Origin of the sequence: Bradyrhizobium sp. CCBAU 45321 (assembly GCF_028128975.1) — a bacterium.
GTDB lineage: Bacteria > Pseudomonadota > Alphaproteobacteria > Rhizobiales > Xanthobacteraceae > Bradyrhizobium > Bradyrhizobium yuanmingense.
This window is the reverse complement of sequence record NZ_LFKZ01000017.1, coordinates 197584-211834: the sequence shown is the minus strand read 5'-3', so window position 1 is coordinate 211834 and position 14251 is coordinate 197584. Positions and strand designations below refer to the sequence as shown.

At 65.2% G+C, this 14251-nt stretch carries 12 protein-coding genes; 8 read left to right on the top strand and 4 right to left on the bottom strand.

Annotation, left to right across the window (positions count from 1 at the left end):
- Positions 1-4 precede the first annotated feature (4 nt).
- Genes ACM43_RS06975 through ACM43_RS06965 form a run of 3 tightly spaced genes read left to right on the top strand, consistent with a single transcriptional unit; the run spans position 5 to position 3366 of the window.
- Positions 5-2125 (top strand): TRAP transporter permease, encoded by a 2121-nt coding sequence (locus ACM43_RS06975; protein WP_271539173.1) that lies wholly within the window; start codon positions 5-7, stop codon positions 2123-2125.
- Positions 2086-2499: a DUF1850 domain-containing protein gene (locus ACM43_RS06970; RefSeq protein WP_271539170.1), complete on the top strand. Its 414-nt coding sequence runs from the start codon at positions 2086-2088 to the stop codon at positions 2497-2499. The genes ACM43_RS06975 and ACM43_RS06970 overlap by 40 nt, the downstream gene beginning before the upstream one ends.
- A gap of 60 nt (positions 2500-2559) precedes the next feature.
- The gene (locus tag ACM43_RS06965) at positions 2560-3366 is read left to right on the top strand and encodes an SDR family NAD(P)-dependent oxidoreductase (RefSeq protein ID WP_271539168.1); all 807 of its coding nucleotides are present in this window, start codon (positions 2560-2562) and stop codon (positions 3364-3366) included.
- A 78-nt stretch (positions 3367-3444) separates the two neighbouring features.
- Here the strand turns inward: ACM43_RS06965 and ACM43_RS06960 are convergent, their stop codons facing one another.
- Positions 3445-3945 (bottom strand): putative quinol monooxygenase, encoded by a 501-nt coding sequence (locus ACM43_RS06960; RefSeq protein WP_271539166.1) that lies wholly within the window; start codon positions 3943-3945, stop codon positions 3445-3447.
- Here ACM43_RS06960 and ACM43_RS06955 point away from each other — a divergent pair.
- The 4 genes from ACM43_RS06955 to ACM43_RS06940 all read left to right on the top strand — a co-directional run bounded on the left by ACM43_RS06955 (position 3932) and on the right by ACM43_RS06940 (position 8373).
- A complete protein-coding gene (locus ACM43_RS06955) occupies positions 3932-5179 on the top strand; it encodes an FAD-binding protein (RefSeq protein ID WP_271539164.1) in 1248 nt (415 codons plus the stop codon). The two genes, ACM43_RS06960 and ACM43_RS06955, sit on opposite strands and share 14 nt — an antisense overlap.
- Positions 5179-6501 (top strand): glycolate oxidase subunit GlcF, encoded by a 1323-nt coding sequence (gene glcF, locus ACM43_RS06950; protein ID WP_271539162.1) that lies wholly within the window; start codon positions 5179-5181, stop codon positions 6499-6501. Before ACM43_RS06955 ends, glcF begins: the two co-directional genes overlap by 1 nt.
- 85 nt (positions 6502-6586) lie before the next feature.
- Entirely contained in the window at positions 6587-6934 is a 348-nt protein-coding gene (locus tag ACM43_RS06945) for a histone (RefSeq protein ID WP_128264865.1), read from the top strand.
- A 425-nt stretch (positions 6935-7359) separates the two neighbouring features.
- Positions 7360-8373, top strand: a complete 1014-nt coding sequence (locus ACM43_RS06940; protein WP_128264864.1) for a TorF family putative porin — start codon at positions 7360-7362, stop codon at positions 8371-8373.
- Between the two features lie 127 nt (positions 8374-8500).
- On the opposite strand, the gene ACM43_RS06935 is transcribed toward ACM43_RS06940, so the two are convergent.
- Positions 8501-10252, bottom strand: coding sequence for an ABC transporter ATP-binding protein/permease (locus ACM43_RS06935; protein WP_271539159.1), 1752 nt, complete (start codon positions 10250-10252; stop codon positions 8501-8503).
- A 380-nt stretch (positions 10253-10632) separates the two neighbouring features.
- On the opposite strand from ACM43_RS06935, the gene ACM43_RS06930 reads away from it, so the two are divergent.
- A complete protein-coding gene (locus ACM43_RS06930; RefSeq protein ID WP_157283225.1) occupies positions 10633-11031 on the top strand; it encodes an META domain-containing protein in 399 nt (132 codons plus the stop codon).
- A 124-nt stretch (positions 11032-11155) separates the two neighbouring features.
- Here ACM43_RS06930 and ACM43_RS06925 read toward each other — a convergent pair whose 3' ends face one another.
- A complete protein-coding gene (locus tag ACM43_RS06925) occupies positions 11156-12361 on the bottom strand; it encodes a hypothetical protein (protein WP_271539156.1) in 1206 nt (401 codons plus the stop codon).
- A 196-nt stretch (positions 12362-12557) separates the two neighbouring features.
- Positions 12558-14189 (bottom strand): chaperonin GroEL, encoded by a 1632-nt coding sequence (gene groL, locus ACM43_RS06920; protein WP_036014289.1) that lies wholly within the window; start codon positions 14187-14189, stop codon positions 12558-12560.
- Between the last annotated feature and the right edge of the window lie 62 nt (positions 14190-14251).

Genomic DNA, 14251 nt, shown 5'->3' with positions numbered 1-14251 from the left:
TGAGATGCTGGAAAAGGCAGAGGGGACTGAGATCGCGCCCGACAAGGTCAAGGTCGAGTTCGACAATTTCGAGCATGGTTTTCCAGAAGGCTTCGGCCCGGGCTGGTGGGGCCGGCTCGCCTACTGGATCGGCATCGCGTTCGCGATCTTCCAGCTCTATGTCGCCGCCTTCAACTATCTGCCGAGCCAGGTGGTGCGCGGCGTCCATGTCGGCTTCCTGCTCCTGCTGACCTTCGGCCTGATCGCCAACTTCACCGCGAAGAGCAATGTCGGCCGTGCGCTGGGCTGGGCGATCGGCGGCGCCGGCTTCTACTGCGGTCTCTACCAATGGATCTTCTATGCCGACCTGATCGCGCGAGACGGCGATCCGACCAGGCTCGATCTCGCCGTCGGCACCCTGCTCGCGGTGCTGATCTTCGAGGGCACGCGGCGGCTGATGGGCGCGGCGCTGCCGCTGATGTGCGGCGCGTGTCTCGTCTATTGGTTCTTCGGGCAGTACCTGCCGTCGCCGCTTAACCACCGCGGCTATGATTTCGACCAGATCGTCACGCATCTGTCGTTCGGCACCGAAGGCTTTTACGGCGTGCCGGTCTACGTCTCGGCGACCTACATCTTCCTGTTCATCCTGTTCGGCTCGTTCCTGGAGCGCGCCGGCATGATCCAGCTGTTCACCGATGTCTCGCTCGGCCTGTTCGGCCGCACCCGCGGCGGTCCTGCCAAGGTCGCGGTGTTCGCCTCGGGCATGATGGGCACCATCTCCGGCTCGGGCGTCGCCAACGTCGTCACCGTCGGCCAGTTCACGATTCCCTTGATGATCAGGTTCGGCTACCGCCGCGCCTTCGCGGCCGGCGTCGAGGCGACGGCCTCGATGGGCGGCCAAATCATGCCGCCGGTGATGGGCGCGGTCGCCTTCATCATGGCCGAGACGCTCGGCGTGCAATATTCGGAGATCGTCAAGGCGGCCGCGATCCCCGCGATCCTCTATTTCGCCTCCGCGTTCTGGATGGTGCATCTGGAAGCCGGCAAGCACGGCCTCGTCGGCATGAAGCGTTCGGAGATCCCGAGCGCCTGGAAGGCGCTGGTGACGCGCTGGTACCTCGTGCTGCCGCTCGCAGCGCTGGTCTACATGCTGTTCGAGGGCTTCACGCCGCTCTATGCCGGCAGCATGGGCCTCGCGCTGACGGTGACGCTGATCCTCGGCACCGCCATCACGACGGGCGCCTCCTCGAACGTGATCCGGACCATCTTCTGGGTCGGGCTCGCGCTCGTCGTCGCGGCATTGTCGCGCGACGGCCTCCAGATCGTGCCGGTCGCGACCGTCGTGGTCGGCCTGATCGTGATCACGGCGTTCGTGCGCGGCGGCTTTGCGGCGTTGCGGGCCTGCCGCGATGCGCTCGCCGAGAGCGCGAAATCCGCCATCACCGTTGGCATGGCCTGCGCCATCGTCGGCGTCATCATCGGCATGATGTCGCAGACCGGCGTCGGCACCATTTTCGGCGGCTGGGTGATTGGGCTCGGCGAGAAGAGCTTGTTCCTGGCGCTGGTCATGACCATGCTTCTGTCGATCCTGCTCGGCACCGGCATCCCGACCATCCCGACCTACATCATCACCGCCGCGCTCGCAGCTCCCGCGCTGGCCAAGCTCGGCGTGCCCTTGATCGCGAGCCACATGTTCGCATTCTATTACGGCATCATGGCCGACCTCTCGCCGCCGGTGGCGCTCGCCGCGCTCGCGGCGGCGCCGATCGCCAAGGAGAATCCGGACAAGATCGGCTGGGAGGCGATGCGCATCGCGCTCGCCGGCTATGTCATTCCCTTCATCTTCGTCTATTCGCCGGCGTTGATGCTGCAGGCCGGCGATCCCATGGCGGCCAAGCTCGGCTTCTACGGCGCGGTGGCGCTGGCGAGCTTGAAGGCGCTGGTGGCGATCGGCCTGTTCGGCATGGCCGCGATCGGCTTCCTGTTCACGCGGCTGACGTTGATCGAGCGCCTGATCGCGCTCGGCGCCGCGTTCTGCCTGCTCGGCGAATTCCCCTTCAGCGACAGCGCGGGCTTCGTGCTCGCCGCCGCGCTCGCGCTTTGGCAATGGCGGCAGCGTCCGCCGGCGCCGGTCGAGGCGGTGTGAGTCTCTGTCTTGCGACAGCGGGCGGCGTGAAGGCGCTGGCGCTGTCCGCGTTCACGCTTGTCTGGACGCATTCGATCGCGAAGGTCGAATGGCAGGAAGACTGGCGCCTCACACCCGCCGGCCTTGAGCTGGTGCAAGCCCGCGTCAAGGGCACCGGCCCCGGCATGGAGCCGCCGGCCGAGGCGCGGCTGGTCGACGGCTGGTTTCAATGGCGGCCGCAGCGTGCGGCGATGCCGGAATTGGTGCTCGGCAATTCCGGCGCGGCCGAAGAATGGCGACTGTGCCATGACGGGAGGTGCCGGACATTGTCGGAGGTTGTCGGGCATCCCATTGGTGCTAACGTCACCAAGATGAGCATCTGCAAAGAACCGTAGCCCGGATGGAGCGAAGCGCAATCCGGGCTACAAGAACAACAACAACGCGGGAGACACGCGATGGATCGGCTCAAGGGCAAGGTTGCGATGGTGGTGGGGGCCGGCTCGATCGGTCCAGGCTGGGGCAACGGCAAGGCGACCGCGGTGACCTTTGCGCGCGAGGGCGCGCAGGTGTTCTGCGTCGATCGCAACGGTGCCGCGGCTGAGGAGACCGCCAGGATCATCACCGAAGAAGGCGGCAAGGCGACGGCATTCACGGCCGACGTGTCGCGGCCTGCCGAGATCGAGGCGATGGTCGCGGCGTGCCTGCAGGCCTATGGCCGCATCGACGTGCTCGACAACAATGTCGGCATCGCCGAGATGGGCAGTGTTGTGGAGGTGAGCGAAGACAGCTGGGACCGCGTCTTCAGCGTCAACCTCAAAAGCGCCTATCTCGCCATGAAGCACGTGATCCCGATCATGGTGAAGCAGGGCGGCGGCTCGATCATCAACATCTCCTCGATCGCCTCGATCCGCCACATGGGCATCTCCTACGTCACCTACGGCACCTCGAAAGCGGCGATGAACCAGATGACGCGCACCACAGCGATCGAGTTCGCGCGCCATCATGTCCGGGTCAACGCGATCCTGCCCGGCCTGATGAAGACGCCGATGGTCGAGCACTCCGCCGGCCTCGCCGCCAGCTACGCCAAGGGCGATGTCGAGGCGATGTGGCGCGCGCGCGACGCGCAGGTGCCGATGGGTCATATGGGCGATGCATGGGACGTCGCCAACGCCGCGCTGTTCCTGGCCTCGGACGAGTCGAAATACGTAACGGGCATCGAGCTCGTTGTCGACGGCGGGATCACGTGCAAGGCCGGGGCTTGATCCAGCCCCAGCTTGCACGCAGCCCGCCGCTGCGAGTCATAGGCGATAGCCCTGGCTCGCAAGAAGGAAGCAGATCATTCACAGCAGGGCGTATTGCGCGCGTTCGCGCCTGGTCAGCAGCGGCAGCGCCTGTTCCGCGATGTAGCTCTTGAAATGCGCGCTCTCCTGGTGCGCCCTAAAGGCGGCTTCGTCGCGGAACAACTCGTAGAACAGGAACTGGGCCGGATTGTCCTTGGCGCGCGAGATCAGGAACAGCTTGACGCCTGGCTCGCGCTGCGCCTGAGGGAGGAAGCCGCGCAGGATTTCAGCAACGCGGTCGACCTCTTCGGCCTTTGCTTCCCATTGCGCCACGACGAGAAGTCCGCCGCCGATGGCCGGGTGGCCGGTCTGTTGATTCATCGCCTGTTCGATCATGATGGAGCTCCCTGAGAATTCTCCATTCGATAGCGCAGCTCTGGGCAACAATGGTTCGATGAACATCGTAGTGCGAATGTCGCCGAACGGCCCAGCGTTCCGACGCGGGTCGAATTGATTTCCTGCGCGAATTTCGCTACCGCCTTTTCCTGTGGATACGCTCAAGGTCAGAGACGCCAAAGACGTCGAAGAGGTCGTGCGCGCGGCGATCGCGAGCGAGCAGCCGCTCGAGATCATCGGCCATGGCGGCAAGCGCGGCATCGGTCACGCCATGGCGACCAACGCCGTGCTCGACGTCTCCGCACTCAATGCCGTCACCGCCTACGAGCCGAACGAGCTCATCATCACGCTCCAGGCCGGCGCGCCGCTGGCCGACGTGCTGGCGCTGATCGACGCCAAGAACCAGCAATTCGCCTTCGAGCCTGTAAACACCGCTCCGCTGCTCGGCACGCCTGCAACAGGCACCATCGGCGGCATGATCGCGGCCGGGCTCGCCGGACCCCGGCGGATCCGGGCGGGCGGAGCGCGCGACCACCTGCTCGGCGCGCATGCCGTCTCGGGCTTCGGCGACAGCTTCAAGACCGGCGGCAAGGTGGTGAAGAACGTCACCGGCTATGACCTCTGCAAGCTGCTGGCGGGGTCCTGGGGCACGCTGTCGGTGATGACCGAGGTCACGCTCAAGGTGATGCCCAAGCCCGAGGCCGAGCGGACGCTGTTGCTGCGCGGATTAGATGATGCCACGGCCAACAAGGCCATGACCGCGGCGCTGGGCTCGCCGTTCGACGTCTCCGCCGCCGCGCATCTGCCGAAATCCGCGTTCCGGACCGGCGCCGAGGGGCTGAGCGACATTGCGGGCCAGGGCGAGGGCGAGGCCGAGGCGCTGACCGTGCTGCGGCTCGAGGGCATCACCGCGTCCGCTGCGCACCGCGCCGGCTCGCTGCGCCAATTGCTGGCGCCGTTTGGAACCGCGACGCTGATCGAGGACGTGGCATCCGCGGCCCTGTGGAGCGCGATCCGCGACGTGCTGCCGTTCGCGGCGAGCGGCGCGCTCGGCGCCTGGCCGGTCTGGCGGATCGTCTGCCCGCCGGCCTCGGGCGCGGCGCTGGGCACGCAGCTGGCACGCGAGACGGGCGGCGATGTGATCTACGATTGGGGAGGCGGCCTGATCTGGGTGGCGCTCCTGCCGAAGCCGGACGCGCATGCCCCAGCAGTGCGTGCGCGCGCGAACGCGGCCGGCGGGCATGCCACGCTGATCCGGGCGACTGATGATGTCAGGCGCGAGGTCGACGTGTTCCATCCGCAGGCGCCGGGGATTGCCGCGCTGAGCGAGCGGGTGCGCGCCAGCTTCGATCCGAAGATCATTCTCAACCGGGGGCGGCTCACGCGGAGCGCTGGCTGATGAAGACCGAATTCTCACTCGCGCAGCTCGCCGACCCCGATATCGCGGAAGCCGACAAGATCCTGCGCGCCTGCGTCCATTGCGGCTTCTGCACCGCAACCTGCCCGACCTATGTGCTGCTCGGCGACGAGCTCGATAGCCCGCGCGGCCGCATCTATCTGATCAAGGAGATGCTGGAGAAGGACCAGGCGCCGACCGCCGAGGTGGTCAAGCATATCGACCGTTGCCTGTCGTGCCTTGCCTGCATGACGACCTGCCCCTCGGGCGTGAACTACATGCACCTGGTCGACCAGGCCCGGGTGCGGATCGAGCAGCGCTATCGGCGGCCGCTGACCGAGCGGCTGTTGCGCCAGGTCCTGGCCTTCGTCCTGCCGGACCCGCAGCGCTTTCGCGTAAGTATGTGGCTGGCGCGGCTCGCCCGTCCGCTCGGCGTCTTGCTGCCGACACCCCGGCCTGCGGCGACGCCGGGCTTGATCCAGCGCATCAAGGCGATGCTGGCGCTGGCGCCGGACCGGCTGCCGCCGGCAGGGCCCGCCGCCGGCAGCGTGTTCGCGGCGCTGGGCAAGAAGCGCGGGCGTGTGGCGCTGCTCCAGGGCTGCGCCCAGCAGGTGCTGGCGCCCCGCATCAACCAGGCCGCCATCAATCTTCTGACCCGCCACGGCATCGAGGTCGTCCTTGTCAGGGACGAGCAGTGCTGTGGCGCGCTGACCCACCACCTCGGCAACGACGAGGATGCGCTGGCGCGGGCTCGCGCCAACGTCGCGGCGTGGGGTAAGGAAATAGCCGGCGAGGGGCTCGATGCGATCCTGGTGACGACCTCCGGCTGCGGCACGGTGATCAAGGATTACGGCTATCTCCTGCGCGAGGACACAGCGTTCGCGGCCGATGCTGCGAGGATCTCGGCGCTCGCCAAGGACATCACCGAATACGTCGCCGGCCTCGAGCTTGCGACGGCGGCGCGAGCGGACGACATCGTCGTCGCCTATCACTCCGCGTGTTCGTTGCAGCATGGACAGAAAATCACAGGGCTTCCGAAAGAATTGCTTTCCAAGAATGGATTCGTGGTGAAAGATGTGCCCGAGAGCCATTTGTGTTGCGGTTCGGCGGGGACCTACAACATTCTCCAGCCCGAGCTTGCGGGTCGGTTGCGTGATCGCAAGGTCGCCAACATCGCGAGCGTCAAGCCGGACATGATTGCCGCGGGCAATATCGGCTGCATGGTGCAGATTGCCAGTGGCACGTCAGTTCCGGTCGTACACACGATTGAGCTTCTCGATTGGGCGACGGGCGGGGCGCGGCCGGCACTGAACGCGCAGGTTTGAGCTTTCAGGAGCCCGAACTGTCCTCCCGAGGTGACGACTGAAGACGCCCGATCAAGCATTGTTCGGCGGCAACAGGAGGACCACGATGGCGAAAGCGAAGAAGAAGAAAAGCAAGAAGGCCAAAAAGGCCAAGAAGGCCGTAGCGGCGAAGAAATCCGCGAAGAAGGCGACGAAGAAGAAGGCGGCCAAGAAGGCCACCAAGAAATCTGCCAAGAAGGCCGCCTCGAAGAAGGCTGCCAAGACGACCGCAAAGAAGTCGGCGGCCAAGAAGGCTGCTCCGAAGAAGGCCGCGAAGAAGGCGGCACCGAAGAAGGCGAAGGCAGCGCCTGCTCCGAAGCCGTCGGCACCGGCGGAGACTCCCGCGCCCGCCGAGACAAGCTGGGCGATGCCTTCGTCTTCTGCGGAAGCGGCGCCGGCCGAGGGGCAGGGGTAGGAAGGCGGTCTCTCATCGCCTTCGGACTGTCACTCGGGACTGTTACTTGGGATTGTAACGAGAAGGCCGCGGCACCCCGGTGCTGCGGCCTTTTTGCATCGCGGCGAGCGGCCCCATCGGCCGCCGTACGGGGCCCAGCCTGATTCGTAGCGAAGGTGTCACGCCGCCTGGCGATCCCCGGGTTTACACGGGTCTGCACTGCACCCTGGAATGCAAATAATGTGATCGAGATGCCACACAGCCTGACAACCTTTCGTGAATTCGTCAAAACGCCTAAAAAGTCGGCAGATGCTCGCGCTTTTTGCTTCACGGTTCCTGTCCATCGATCCAAATTGCCGCAGTGACGCAATTTTGCAGGTAGGCCGCATGCCCCGGGGGGCTTCCGGGGGCGACTGCTAAGTAAGAACGGGTAGATGGGGACCGAAATGAAAAAAGTGGCTTTGTTGGCAACGGCGCTGGCAATGGTGACGACGGGTTCGGCGTTCGCGGCAGATCTGCGCGTGAAGGCATTGAAGGCCCCGCCGCCCCCGGCGTTCGATCCTTGGGATATCGCCTTCGGCGGCGGCATCATGAGCGATTACGTCTTCCGCGGCATCACCCAGTCGAACCATAAGCCGGCCGTCACGGCCTATTTCGAGCCTCGCTACAACGTCACCAAGGACTTGCAGCTCTACGTCGGTACGTCCGCCTCGAGCATCTCCTTCCCGAACCGCGCTGCGGCGGAAGTCGACTTCTACGGCGGTATCCGCCCGACCTTCGGCATGTTCGCCTTCGACTTCGGTCTCTGGGGCTACCTCTATCCGGGCGGACAATGCTTCGGCTCGCAGGGCACCTTGGCTCAGGGCAATTGTGGCGGCGACATCGACTACTCGCAGGGCGCGATCGGCCTTCCCATCAACGGCAACTTCGCCAAGAAGGACGCCAGCTTCTTCGAAGCGTATGCCAAGCTGAACGTCGTCATCAACGATCAGTGGACGGTCGGCTTCAACGAGTATTACTCGCCGAACTTCCTGAACCTTGGCGCCTGGGGCAATTACGCCTCGATCACCGCCAAGTGGACCGCCCCGAGCACGATCTTCGGTGCCAGCGGCGTCGGCATGTATGTGTCGGGTGAGTTCGGCCGGCAGTGGTTCGGCACTTCTGACATCTTCTACGGCATCGCGGGCGATCCGGTTTATGCGAACGGCATCAAGGAGCCGAGCTATAACACCTGGAACGTCGGCGTCGGCTTCACCTACAAGGTGTTCACGCTCGATCTGCGCTATCACGACACCGACCTGAACAAGGGCGACTGCAACGCCTTGACCAGCGATCACACCGCGAAGTTCACCGGAAGCTTCACCCCCATCAACCCGGGCGGCTTCGGCTCCAACTGGTGCAGCGCGGCAGGCGTGGCCAAGCTCTCGTTCGACCTGACGGCGATGAGCAATCTGAAGTAAGCTTCTTCCCGAAACGACTTCGCGAGGGCGGCAGGGCAACCTGCCGCCCTTTTGCTTTTCTCCACGCCGTCATGGCCGGGCTTGACCCGACTCGAACTTGATGACCAGCGGCCACACAGCGCTCGCCTCAGCGTGCGGCGCTCGGCTCCACCGCACTCCGCTCGCCGCCGACGACGTGGATCGCACCGTCCTTCACCAGCGCCACCTTGCGGGTGTGGAAGGCATCGAGCGTCGAGCGGTGGCCGATCGAGACGATGGTGGCCTGCGGCAGTCTCTCCGTCAGCAGCCGGTAGAGCCGGGCTTCCGACGGCTCGTCGAGCGAGGCGGTGGCTTCGTCCAGGAACAGATAGTCCGGCGCATGCAGCAGCGCGCGCGCAAGCCCGAGACGCTGCTGCTCGCCGAGCGAGAGCATCCTGTTCCAATGGCCGTCCTCGTCCAGCCGCTCGGCGAGATCGGGCAGCCCGACCGCGATCAGGGCCTCGCGGACCTGCGCGGCGTCGAACGCCCCCGGCGCTGCCGGATAGACCACGGCATCGCGCAACACGCCGACCGAGAAATAGGGCCGCTGCGGCAGCATCATCAGCTTTGCCTTTTCCGGGACCACAACCGTGCCGGTGCCGAACGGCCAGATGCCGGCGATGGCCCGGAACAGCGTGGACTTGCCGGAGCCGGACGGTCCGGTCACCAGCACGCGCTCCGAGGCCTGAATGGTGAAGGCCTTGGCGGCGACCAGCGGCGTGCCGTTGGGCAGGTTCACGCAGAGCTGCTCGAGGTCGATATGGCGGCCGGCGACCTCCAGCGCGATGGCAGGCTCATGTGCCGGCAGATTGACCGCCGAGGCGACCGACATTTCGAAGCCATCGAGGCGGGCAACCACCGCACGCCATTCGGCCAAGGATCGGTAGGCGGTCACGAAGAAGGACAGGGCCTTCTGCACGCTGCCGAACGCGGACCCGGTCTGCACCATCCCCCCAAGTTGAATCTTACCGGCGAAATAGGCAGGCGCAGTGAGGATGAAGGGGAAGATCACGGCGGCTTGGGAATAGCTCGCCGTGAAGGCAGTCAGACGCTTGGTCCGGCTCATGATCGCGTACCAATTGCCGACGACATAGCCGTAGCGGAGCAGCAGTCGTTCGCGTTCGGCGCCTTCGCCCTTGAGCAGCGCAATCTGTTCGGAGTTCTCGCGCACGCGGACGAGGTTGAAGCGGAAGTCGGCCTCGTAGCGCTGCTGCTCGAAATTGAGATTGACCAGAGGCGAACCGATCCAGTGCGTGAGCAGTGTGCCGAAGATCGCGTAGACGAGCGCCGCCCATACCAAATAGCCGGGGATGGGAAAGTCGATGCCGGAGATATGCAGCGGTGCCGCGTTCGACAGCCCCCACAGAATAACCACGAACGAGAGCAGCGTGACGATCGAGGAGAGCAGTCCGATGCCGATATTGAGAGTCTGCTCGACGAAACTCCGGACGTCGTCGGTGATGCGCTGGTCCGGGTTGTCGGCCGCATCGCCCTTGAGCTGCATCCGATAGTGGGTCGCGCTATTCAGCCATTCGGCCAGATAGTGACGCGTCAGCCATTGCCGCCAGCGAATCTGGAGCCACTGATTGAGATAGAGCTGGTAGACGGAAAGCGCGACGCTGGCGCTCGCGAGCAGTGTGAAGACGCCCAGCTCCCAGACGAAGCCGTTCCAGTCGCGCTCCTGGAGATAGTTGTAGAAGCGGCTGTACCATTGGTTCACGAGCACATCGATGGCGACCAGCAGCAATTCGATCACGATCACCGCGGCGAGCAGGCCGCGGCCGGCCCATTTGTCCTCTGACCGGAAATAAGGGATGGCGATTCGCCAGACGATCGCGAGCGTGGCGCGGATGTTGTTCACAGAGCTGGATCTCCTCAGGGGATGTGCACGATGCCCAGAGCCAAATAGCTGAGGCGATGGCGGAAATGGGCGCGCTTAGACGAAAGTCGCAAGTTCTGCAATTTGCGTTGGATTGTCGCAGCCAGCAACCCTAGCATGGTGCCCGCCGGTGCGGGGCAGGGTGCTCCGGGATTTCGCGACCTTGTGAGCGGCCGGGAACCGCCGCATGCGCGAGAACTTCGCGGCGCAGCTGCAACTGGCTGCCGATCGCTTTCGGCGTGGTCTTCGAGGCGCCCCGGGTTTCGCCCTGCCAGTGCGCCTGCATCGACCATGCGCGAACCTTCTCAACGGCCCCGCCGTCTCATAGAAGGTGCGGCAAGTCAGGTCGGTCGAGAGGTCTCATGGTTTCGTTCCAGCGATTGGTGTGTGCGGCGGTTGCAATGTTCGCGATGTCCACACTCGCGCGTGCCCAGGAGGGGTTTCCGTTCGGCACCGAGATGACGCTGGAGGCGTTGCCGCAGGCAGGCTCGAAGCGGATTCCCAACATCGAGATCGGCGACAATGGCGAGGTCGTGTTGGAGCTCTGGTGCAAGGGCGGCAAGGGCCAGTTCTCGGTCGCCGGCAACACCGTGATCTTCGTGCCCGGCCAGATCGAGAACCGCAACTGTCCGCCGGCGAGAGCGCAGGCCGACGACGAGCTCGTCGCAGCCCTCGGCAGCGTCGAGACCTGGAAGCGCCAGGGCGACGTGCTGACGCTGATCGGCCCGAAGCCGCTGCGCTTCAGGACGACGGGGAATTAGGTCTCTGTCATTCCCCGCGAAGGCGAGGAATCCAGTACGCCGCACCTATCGATTCCATCGCTGCTGTCTCGGAATACTGGATCGCCCGGTCAAGCCGGGCGATGACAGCGGTGGCTGTCTCAGCCTACTTCCACACCGACTTGTCGGCGTCCCAGCGCTGGCCCTTCAGCTCCTTGACGAGCGCCTCGATCGAGCCGTTGTCGTCGGGCAGATCGCCTTCTTCGTCGAGGCTCGCATCGTCGGACAGATTGAGCCTGGCCCCGCTGCCCTCGTCGGCCGTCGTGGTCGCCGGGCTGCCGATCCAGAGCATGAGCTTGTCCGTGGTGCCCGGCTTGTCGGGCGAGACCAGGCCTGCGACCTCGATCGTGTCGGTGAGCTCGAGCGCCGGGAAGTCCTGGTTCGGCCGCTTGAACACCAGCTTGAGCCTGCCGGTGGCCGGGTTGAAGTTTTGCGTGACCGCCTTTGCGGCGAGCGTCCTGCTCAGCACGCTCGCCACCGCCGTTGCAAGCTTGCCCTTGTTGATCTTGTCGCCCTCGCGCCAGTCGGCCGCAGGGAAGCGGATGGTGCGGTCCATCTCGGTCATGCCTGCGGTCCAGCCTGCGGCCGTGACGCCCGGCATCGCCTTGAATTTCGCCAGCAGCGCGCCGGCGCGCTCGGGATCGACCGACATGGTGATGGTCTGCTCGCCCGCGCGCAGCGCGTCGCAGCCGACATTGAGGCTCGCCAGCGTCACCTCGACCTCCTGGCCCTTCAGGCTCTTCAGGAAGTCGGTCGCGGCGTCGAGCTTGACCTTGACCGCGATCGCTTCCGGCGAGACGTCGGTGAAATCCTTTGGCTGCGCCGTGATGCCGTCGTCGGAGCTCTGACTGTCCAGGAATTCCTTTTCGCTGAGATCGGAATTGTCCGGCGAGGTCACTTCGGTCACCGCCTGGCCGATCGCGATCTGGCCGCGGAATTCAAACATGTCGCCGGACTGCTTGCGCGTCAGCTTGACGCTGACCGGCGACTTCTCACTGATGCTCTGCGTCGTTCCGGTCAGCGTCTGGCCGGCGACCTGGAGGTTGACGACGAAGCGGTCCTTGCGGTCGGAGTTTTTCGCGATGGGGTAGCAGACGTCGAGCACCGCCGCGGTCAGCGTCTTGCCCTGGCGCGTCTCCTTCAGGATCACGTCGGCATTGCCGTCCATCAGCCCGTCCATCGCGGTGAAATAGCGCGTCTCGGCTCCGCCCGGCGCGGTCGCCTTCGGCGACAGCTTCATCTGGGCGGAGGCCTGCGGCGGAACGGCGAGCAGGGCCAGAACGGCCGTGGAGCAAACCAGAAGCGCACGCATCGATGACATCCTCGCGCAACGGCCATGATCCGGAAAGCGTGAAGCGGTCTGAGGATCATGCCCAAACAATCAGAATCGGCGCGCCACCGTAGTGGGTTTTGGCCGCTGGTTGAATCGGAAAGCGAAACGGGCAGGGTCGGCAAAAAAGAAGGCCGCCCGGAGGCGGCCTTCGCAACTCTGTCACGGAACGGGAGGCTTAGAAGCCGCCCATGCCGCCGCCGGGGGGCATGGCGGGCGGAGCTTCCTTCTTCGGCATCTCGGCGACCATGGCCTCGGTGGTCACCAGGAGGCCGGCCACGGAGGAGGCGTCTTGCAGCGCGGTGCGCACCACCTTGGCGGGATCGATGATGCCCTTCTCGACCATGTCGACATAGTCCTCGTTCTGGGCGTCGAAGCCGAAGGTCTCGGACTTGTTCTCCAGGATCTTGCCGACCACGATCGAGCCTTCCACGCCGGCGTTCTCGGAGATCTGGCGAATCGGGGCTTCCAGCGCCTTCAGCACGATGTTGATGCCGGCCTGGACGTCGTCATTGGCGTTGGTGAGACGGCCGACCGCCTTCTTGGCGCGGAGCAGCGCGACGCCGCCGCCGGGGACGATGCCTTCCTGAACCGCGGCGCGGGTGGCGTTGAGCGCATCCTCGACCCGGTCCTTCTTCTCCTTGACCTCGATCTCGGTGGCGCCGCCGACGCGGATCACCGCGACGCCGCCGGCGAGCTTGGCGAGGCGCTCCTGCAGCTTCTCGCGGTCGTAGTCCGAGGTGGTCTCCTCGATCTGGGCCTTGATCTGGCCGACGCGGGCCTCGATGTCAGGCTTCTTGCCGGCGCCGTTGACGATCGTGGTGTTCTCCTTGTCGATCACCACCTTCTTGGCGCGGCCGAGCATCTTCACCGTGACGTTCTCGAGCTTGATGCCGAGCTCCTCGGAGATCAGCTGGCCGCCGGTCAGGATCGCGATGTCCTCCAGCATGGCCTTGCGGCGGTCACCGAAGCCCGGCGCCTTCACCGCGGCCACCTTCAGGCCGCCACGGAGCCGGTTGACGACCAGGGTAGCCAGCGCCTCGCCCTCGACGTCCTCGGCGATGATGACGAGCGGCTTGCCCGACTGCACCACGGCCTCCAGCACCGGCAGCATGGCCTGCAGGCCCGAGAGCTTCTTCTCGTGCAGGAGGATGTAGGCGTCCTCGAGCTCGGCGGTCATCTTCTCGGCGTTGGTGACGAAGTAGGGGCTGAGATAACCGCGGTCGAACTTCATGCCCTCGACGATATCAACCTCGGTCTCGAGCGACTTGTTCTCCTCGACGGTGATGACGCCCTCGTTGCCGACCTTCTGCATCGCCTGGGCGATCATCTTGCCGATGGCGGCATCGCCGTTGGCCGAGATGGTGCCGACCTGGGCGACCTCGGAGGAGGCGGCGACCGGCTTGGCGCGCTTCTCGATGTCCTTGATGACGGCGGCAACCGCGGTGTCGATGCCGCGCTTGAGGTCCATCGGGTTCATGCCGGCGGCGACCGCCTTGGCGCCTTCGCGCACGATGGCCTGGGCCAGCACGGTCGCGGTGGTGGTGCCGTCGCCGGCGAGGTCGTTGGTCTTGGAGGCGACCTCACGCACCATCTGGGCGCCCATGTTCTCGAACTTGTCCTCGAGCTCGATCTCCTTGGCGACCGTGACGCCGTCCTTGGTGATGCGGGGGGCGCCGAAGCTCTTCTCGATGACGACGTTGCGGCCCTTCGGGCCGAGCGTCACCTTGACGGCGTTGGCGAGAACGTCGACGCCGCGCAGCATGCGATCGCGCGCGTCTCCGGAAAACTTGACGTCTTTGGCAGCCATGGTCTGCAATCCCTCGTGTTATGTGATGTGTGTTGTCTTGTGCCGTGCGGCGGAACGATGGA